Raw genomic sequence first — 6,605 nt, 5'->3', positions numbered from 1 at the left:
GCACCTGGATGGGCACCGCCTTCGGCGGCGCGCGTGGCCGCACCGACGTGCCGAAAATCGTCGACTGGTACATGGACGGCAAGATCCAGATCGATCCGATGATCACCCACACGCTGAAGCTCGAGGACATCAACAAGGGGTTCGCCCTCATGCATGAGGGCAAGTCGATCAGGAGTGTGGTGGTCTATTGAAGGAAGTTCGAATTCGTTTCGTCGACCCTGAGAAGTCGACGATCCATCGAATACGGAACTTCGGCGAGGATGTTTGGCGTAGCTTTCGCGAAGAAAAGCGCGTCACGATCAATCTGGAGGAGATCGATCGTGCGCAAGGTGAGATCGCTTACCTCGTGCATGGCGCCTTCCTAAGGAGGAGTCTGACCGAAGTGCATCGCCTGTTGAAGGTGCACTTCATGGAAAATGAGGTGGTCGTCGAGACCTAGTCGAGATGACAAAACAGGGAGGAAGATAATGCCTGAAAAACTGCATCCGAAAATCGACAATGGCCTGCCCAAGGAAAGCGCAAGCTTTGCCGGCGGCACGCTGGTCTGTGCCTGCACCAGCAAGCCCGTCAAGGTGAAGGTCAAGGGGCAGATCGCCCACAACCACGCCTGCGGCTGCACAAAATGCTGGAAGCCGGACGGCGCGGTGTTTTCGGTGGTTGCCGTTGCCGGCACCGGCGACGTCACCGTCACCGAGAACGGCGACAAGCTCAAGGTGGTCGATCCCTCAGCCCTGATCCAGCGCCATGCCTGCACCGGCTGTGGCGTCCACATGCACGGCCCGGTCGAACGCGACCATCCGTTCAAGGGCTTGTCCTTCATCCACCCCGAGCGCTTCCAGGAGGATGGCTGGTCGCCGCCGGGCTTCACCGCCTTCGTCTCGTCGATCATTGAATCCGGCGTCGATCCGAAGCGGATGGACGGCATCCGGGCGCAACTGAAGTCGATCGGGCTGGAGCCCTATGACTGCCTCAACCCCGGCCTGATGGATTACATCGCCACTTGGACGGCGAAGAAGTCAGGCGCCTTGCCGGCCTGAATTAAAACGAGAAGGGCTAGCTCGCGACGCCAGCCCTTCTCTACCGCGCATCGCCGCCGGGTAATTGATGGATCTCAGGGGCCTCAAGAACTGGAAGTTGAAGCTCCGCTACGGGCGGGTGACAACCGACTTTCATCACTACACGCTGCTTGCCGACGGAGAAGTGCTGTCTCCAAATGCGGGCTACGGAACCACCGACACAGGACCCGCCTTTTTTGGCATGAAGGTCTGGGCTTACAACTCCGATCAAGCGATCGATATGATCCGCACCATCGGCCAACAGGTCGGATTTGCCTGTACGAGGGAAGTATTGGTCTATGACACTGAGCCCGAAGAACCGCCCGGCGCCAAGCCGCGCGGCTATGATTTGAAATTCACCCGTTATGAACCCGACTAGCGGCGATCCATCGCTACCCCAAATTTATGTCGATGCCGATGCCTGCCCGGTCAAGGCCGAGGTCGAAAAGGTCGCCGAGCGCCTTGGCGTCGTCGTCACCTACGTCTCCAATGGCGGCTTGCGGCCATCGCGCGATCCGATGATCCGCAATGTCGTCGTCTCCAAGGGTGCTGACGCCGCCGACGACTGGATCGTCGAGAACGCCMRMSCCAACGATATCGTGRTKACCGCSGACATTCCGCTYGCCGCCCGCRCGGTGGCGCTCGGCGCGCATGTGCTTGGGCCCACCGGGCGGCCGTTCACGCCCGAGACAATCGGCATGGCGGTGGCGATGCGCGACTTGAAGCAGCATTTGCGCGAAACCGGCGAAAGCAAGGGCTACAATGCCAGCTTCGCACCGCAGGACCGCTCGCGGTTCCTCGGCGAACTCGACCGCATCTTGCGGCGGGCGCTGAAATCCGCCACACCCAGCTAGAAACCGAGCGCCACCCAGGGTGGAGACCGCCATGGCCGCCGCGATCAAGAACCCCATGCAGCGTCACATGCTGTTCGCAATGTCGGCCTGCTTCGGCGCCGTGGCGCTTGTTGTGGCTTTGCTGCTGCGCGCCCCGCTCGCCTATTCGATCGGCGCGAATGCATTTTTTGCCGCTTACGTCATTCTTGTCGTCAGCCAGATGCCGACCTTCACCGGCAAATATCTGAGCAAGAATGCGCGCGCCACCGACATGCCGGTGCTGGTCATCTTCGCGGTGACGCTTGTTGTCGTCGGTGTTGCCCTTATCTCCCTGTTCCTGTTGATCAATCAGAAGGACAGGGGCAATCCCATCGAGCTCGGCTTCGCGCTGCTGTCGATCCCGCTCGGCTGGTTCACCATCCATGCCATGGCGGCACTTCACTATGCCCATGTCTACTGGATGGACGGCGACGAGGTCGACACCAAGACCAAGACGAGAATCCCGGTCGGCGGATTGCTGTTCCCAGGCGACAAGCGGCCTGAAGGTTGGGACTTCCTCTACTTCTCGACGGTCATCGGCATGACGGCGCAGACCGCCGACACCAACATCTCGACGACGCATATGCGTTGTGTCGTGCTTGTCCATTCGATCCTGTCGTTCTTCTTCAACACGGTCATCGTCGCCGCCGCCGTCAATCTCGCCGTCAGCCTGGGCGGTCCATAATAAATCCGTGATCGGATGAAACATCGGTTTGGATCGCGACGTATCAGGAGGACAATGAACGCGCAGGCCACGTCGCGGGGCCGGGAGACGAGACAAGATGGAATCGGTTGCCAGAAGCCAATCCGAAATTGAGCCGGGCGTTCCCGCTTCGAAAGACAAAACGCTGATCTACCGGCAGTCGCGCTGGACGCGGCTGACCCACTGGCTCTGGGCCATCTCGCTGTTTTTCATGCTGCTGTCCGGCCTGCAGATCTTCAATGCCCGGCCGCAGCTCTACATCGGCAAGCAATCCGGTTTCGGCTACAACAACACCATCTTCGAAATCGGCGCCGAAAACACCAACGCCGGCCCGCGCGGTTACACCGCAATCTTCGGGCACCGCTTCGACACCACAGGCGTGCTTGGCTGGTCAGGTCCGGCKGGCMASGAGACRGCGCGCGGCTTYCCGTCCTGGGCGACMATCCCGTCCTACTATGAYCTCGGCACCGCCCGCGTCRTSCATTTCTTYTTCGCCTGGATCCTGACGACGACCTTGCTCGTCTGGCTGGTCGCCAGCCTGATCAACGGCCATATCAGGCGCGATCTGGCGCCGCGCCTCGACGATCTCAAGCGGTTGCCGCGGGACATCGTCGACCACGCGAAGCTGAAATTCCACCACACCCGCGAATACAACACGCTGCAGAAGATGGCTTATGGCGGCGTGCTGTTCGTGCTGTTGCCGCTGATGATCATCACCGGCCTTGCCATGTCGCCCAGTATGAATTCGGTKCTGCCGTTCCTCAACGAWYTGCTSGGCGGCMGGCAGACRGCGCGCACCATCCATTTCACCGTSATGCTGCTGCTGGTCGGCTTCTTCRTCATCCACATCCTGATGATMCTYGCCGCCGGSCCGATCAACGAAYTGCGCTCGATCATCACCGGCTGGTATCGCACCGATCCTCCCACGCATGACGACAAAACGCCTGAGAGGAGTGCCTGACATGGCGAAATTCGAAATCAGCCGCCGCAAGTTTCTGACCGCGGCCAGCCTCGGCGCCTCCGGCATCATGCTGTCGGGCTGTGACGCCTTCGACAGCCAGCTGAGCATCGGCAGCGGCTTGCGCAGTTTCCTCGAAAACGCCAATGGGCTGACATACCGGGCGCAACGCTTCCTGGCCGGACGCGACGCGTTGGCGCCGGAATTTACCGAGGCCGACATCCGCCAGCCGCAGCGGCCGAATGGCGTCACCRCGCCCGACGATGACACCTACAAGGGCCTGCTCGCCAACAATTTCGCCGACTGGCGGCTGGAAGTCTCTGGACTGGTCGAAAAGCCGCTGTCGCTGACCCGCGAGCAGCTTCAGAACATGCCGAGCCGCACGCAGATCACACGTCACGACTGCGTCGAAGGCTGGAGCTGCATCGCCAAATGGACTGGCACGCCGCTGTCGCTGATCCTGGACCAGGCGGTGGTCAAGCCGCAGGCGCGCTATGTTATGTTCCATTGCCTCGACACGATCGACCGCAGCCTGTCCGGCGACATCAAATATTACGGCACGATCGACCTGATCGACGCCCGCCACCCGCAGACGATCCTGGCCTATGGCTTGAACGGCAAGCCGTTGCCGGTCGAGAACGGCGCACCGCTGCGCGTCCGCGTCGAGCGCCAGCTCGGCTACAAGATGCCGAAATATCTCTACAAGATCGAACTGGTCGACGGCTTCGCCGATGTCGGCGGCGGTCGCGGCGGCTATTGGGAAGACAATGGCTACGACTGGTATGGCGGCATCTAGCCTCGCCACAAAATGATGATCGGCCCGTGGAGGCCACGGGCCGATCACGAACGCCTAGCTTTGATTGAGCCCCCCGGCCCCGCTCAATAGCCGGCGTAGATCCACTGGCAGTTGTTGTAGGAATCGCAGCTGTAGTACCAATAACCGTCGCTACGCGCCGTTTCGCCGTTCGACGTCGCCATGCTGGCGACCGCATCGGCCTTCTTGGCATCGGCGCCCATTTCCTTGGCCATTTTGGCCATCTTGCCGGTGTCCATCAGCGTCGGCTTGCCGTCCTTCATCTTGGCGCCTTGCTCGGCCACCGGTCCGGCCTCGGCCAGCATTCTGGCGGCGACGAGCATCGCCTCGCCGTCCTTGTCGGCCTTGGCGATGTTGGCCAGCGCCACGGCTGTTTCGACCTTGGTGCGCGCGTCAGCCTGTTGTTGCGGCGTCATCCCGCCGGCAAACGCCAGCGTTGTCGAGCCGAGGCCCGCGGCAAAGGCAAGCGCAAGCATCTTACGTAGCATGGTCATGTGTTGTTCTCCCCTGAGTGGACGTCCCCGCCCGACACTAGAGGAGTTTCATGGCCGACGAACCCTATCGAAACAGATAGGGTGCTTTCCGGCCTGCCAAATCCCGCGACAAGATCGGAACCTCGCTGCGGTCACGACTCGTTTGACAGGCGGTCGCCCCTTGTATGGCAACACAACAACGTCACGGAGAAAGCGACGCGGCGGACGCTGGTTCTTTCAGGCGACCTTGTCGAGCAGCGGCTTCAGCGCCGGATGGATCTCCGGCGAGGCATGCTTGATGAGGGTCAGCAGCGCACGTTCGTTCTCATAGAGAGGCCTGTCCACGCCGATATGTCCGACCAGCCATTTGGCTTCACCGGCATCGATCGTTTCGGCGCGGCGGGCCAAGGCCTCTGCCGCCCTGTTCTTGGCTTCCCACTCGGCCTCGATGTCATCCGGAGACCGGTAGGCCTCGATGATGCCGGCAAGGCCGCCGGAGACCATGCGGCTGAAGAAGCTGCCGATTTCTGGATCGGCGTGTTCGAGGAAGCTTTCCTGTCGCAGCGCGACATCGCGSGTCGGSGCTTCRTAGCCGGCCGARCACATGACGAAATTGGCGATCGCYTTGACGAACAGATCGTTCCAGGACGGATCGTTCTTGGCCTGGGCGGTCTGTTCGTTGATGCTGAACAGCACCTCGGCCTCGCCCCGTGTGATGGCGATGTTGCCGTCACCGCCATGGGCGTGGAGGATACGGCGCAGCAGTTCGACCTCCGCTTTGGCGATCAGCCCGGGCACCAGCGCGCCGCCCAGCATCAGCGGCCCCTTGCCGTCGATGACCGCATGGGCGACCTGCTCCAGCGCATAGACGCAAAGCTTGCTCGGCGAGGATCTTGCTTCTTCCAGCACATGGACCAGCAATTCGAGTTCGGTGCGGCTGTCGACCATGCCGTCGCGCGAGATGGTGCGGACCAGCCAGTCGGCATTGTCCTGCGAGGTGTAGCTGGACGGTTTTTCCTGATGAACGATGTAGTCGGTCACCGCCTCGACGAAGAACGGCGCCCAATCGGCGCATTTGTCCTTGGCCGTCTGGTCGAGCGCGAACAAAGCCTCGGCCTCGCCTCTGGTCACCACGCCATCGGCGAACACGTCGCGGCGCAGCATCACCACATCTTCCGGGGCAATGCGATTCTTCGAGGTCAGCCCTGCCACCGGCGCGCTCATGATCAATTCGCCCATTGTCGTCCCCGTCCGCCCCAAAGCGTTACATCGACCTCCTATATCAGGAGTGTCTTGAAAAACCGGCAAACGGCGTGGTTAGCGAAGACTTGCCGGCACGGCGCGCTTCAGCTGTGCTGAGATTCAGGTCAGGCCGGCATCACCTGAATATCAACGCACCTTTGATGTCGCAGGGAGGTGACAAGGTGTCGCCGACGGGCTATGGATGGCGCGTCGAGGACTTGAGGTTTTGAGTCCTACCTGTTTGCGGGAGAGAGCAGCGAGAGCTGCCGCCGAAGGGGAAATCGCCCGAAATCTCTCAGGCAAAAGAACCGTAGACGGGAAAGACACTCTGGAAAGTCGGGGCTTGCCCCCGCGCCGAAGGTGTAAGCGCCGCTGACAGAGTTCCGGTTGCGCGAGTCTCTCAGGCTTCAGACAGAGGGGCACGGACTGGTCGCCATCAGCGGCCGATTGCGTGCGACTCTGGAGATGACATGACGGGCGACGACAGC

At 61.3% G+C, this 6,605-nt stretch carries 9 protein-coding genes, 1 pseudogene and 1 riboswitch; of the genes and pseudogenes, 8 read left to right on the top strand and 2 right to left on the bottom strand.

Translation table 11 applies throughout. The annotated features are described in order from the left end of the window. The 8 genes and pseudogenes from AC1DX0_RS28640 to AC1DX0_RS28605 form a co-directional block, all read left to right on the top strand. A pseudogene (locus AC1DX0_RS28640) lies at positions 1-191 on the top strand (S-(hydroxymethyl)glutathione dehydrogenase); the annotation flags it as partial. Beyond that, the gene (locus tag AC1DX0_RS28635; protein WP_477222382.1) at positions 188-439 is read left to right on the top strand and encodes a hypothetical protein; all 252 of its coding nucleotides are present in this window, start codon (positions 188-190) and stop codon (positions 437-439) included. The pseudogene AC1DX0_RS28640 and the gene AC1DX0_RS28635, both read left to right, overlap by 4 nt. A gap of 28 nt (positions 440-467) precedes the next feature. Continuing rightward, entirely contained in the window at positions 468-1,037 is a 570-nt protein-coding gene (gene gfa / locus AC1DX0_RS28630; protein WP_477222381.1) for an S-(hydroxymethyl)glutathione synthase, read from the top strand. A gap of 67 nt (positions 1,038-1,104) precedes the next feature. Next, the gene (locus AC1DX0_RS28625) at positions 1,105-1,434 is read left to right on the top strand and encodes a hypothetical protein (RefSeq protein ID WP_477222380.1); all 330 of its coding nucleotides are present in this window, start codon (positions 1,105-1,107) and stop codon (positions 1,432-1,434) included. Further along, positions 1,421-1,909 carry a YaiI/YqxD family protein gene (locus tag AC1DX0_RS28620; protein WP_477357765.1) on the top strand — a complete coding sequence of 163 codons (489 nt, stop codon included), beginning with the start codon at positions 1,421-1,423 and terminating at the stop codon, positions 1,907-1,909. Before AC1DX0_RS28625 ends, AC1DX0_RS28620 begins: the two co-directional genes overlap by 14 nt. Before the next feature lie 31 nt (positions 1,910-1,940). After that, positions 1,941-2,612, top strand: a complete 672-nt coding sequence (locus AC1DX0_RS28615; RefSeq protein ID WP_477222378.1) for a DUF1345 domain-containing protein — start codon at positions 1,941-1,943, stop codon at positions 2,610-2,612. Positions 2,613-2,709: 97 nt separating this feature from the next. After that, positions 2,710-3,591, top strand: a complete 882-nt coding sequence (locus AC1DX0_RS28610) for a cytochrome b/b6 domain-containing protein (protein WP_477357762.1) — start codon at positions 2,710-2,712, stop codon at positions 3,589-3,591. 1 nt (position 3,592) lies between these two features. Further along, complete coding sequence (locus tag AC1DX0_RS28605; RefSeq protein WP_477357759.1) at positions 3,593-4,384, top strand: molybdopterin-binding protein; 792 nt, start codon at positions 3,593-3,595, stop codon at positions 4,382-4,384. Between the two features lie 83 nt (positions 4,385-4,467). Here AC1DX0_RS28605 and AC1DX0_RS28600 read toward each other — a convergent pair whose 3' ends face one another. Both AC1DX0_RS28600 and AC1DX0_RS28595 read right to left on the bottom strand, forming a co-directional pair. Further along, complete coding sequence (locus AC1DX0_RS28600; protein WP_477222375.1) at positions 4,468-4,896, bottom strand: hypothetical protein; 429 nt, start codon at positions 4,894-4,896, stop codon at positions 4,468-4,470. A 216-nt stretch (positions 4,897-5,112) separates the two neighbouring features. Continuing rightward, entirely contained in the window at positions 5,113-6,114 is a 1,002-nt protein-coding gene (locus AC1DX0_RS28595) for a hypothetical protein (protein WP_477222374.1), read from the bottom strand. 237 nt (positions 6,115-6,351) lie between these two features. After that, a riboswitch (glycine riboswitch) is annotated at positions 6,352-6,438 on the top strand. Positions 6,439-6,605 lie beyond the last annotated feature (167 nt).

The organism is Mesorhizobium sp. P3_A9 (assembly GCF_056402975.1).
Note: the sequence above shows the minus strand (reverse complement) of the source record. Positions and strands in the feature narration are given on the sequence as shown.

Coding starts and splice junctions, on each gene's coding strand:
- gfa (WP_477222381.1), top strand. CDS start 468: ATGCCTGAAAAACTGCATCCGAAAATCGACAATGGCCTGCCCAAGGAA.
- AC1DX0_RS28615 (WP_477222378.1), top strand. CDS start 1,941: ATGGCCGCCGCGATCAAGAACCCCATGCAGCGTCACATGCTGTTCGCA.
- AC1DX0_RS28600 (WP_477222375.1), bottom strand. CDS start 4,896: ATGACCATGCTACGTAAGATGCTTGCGCTTGCCTTTGCCGCGGGCCTC.
- AC1DX0_RS28625 (WP_477222380.1), top strand. CDS start 1,105: ATGGATCTCAGGGGCCTCAAGAACTGGAAGTTGAAGCTCCGCTACGGG.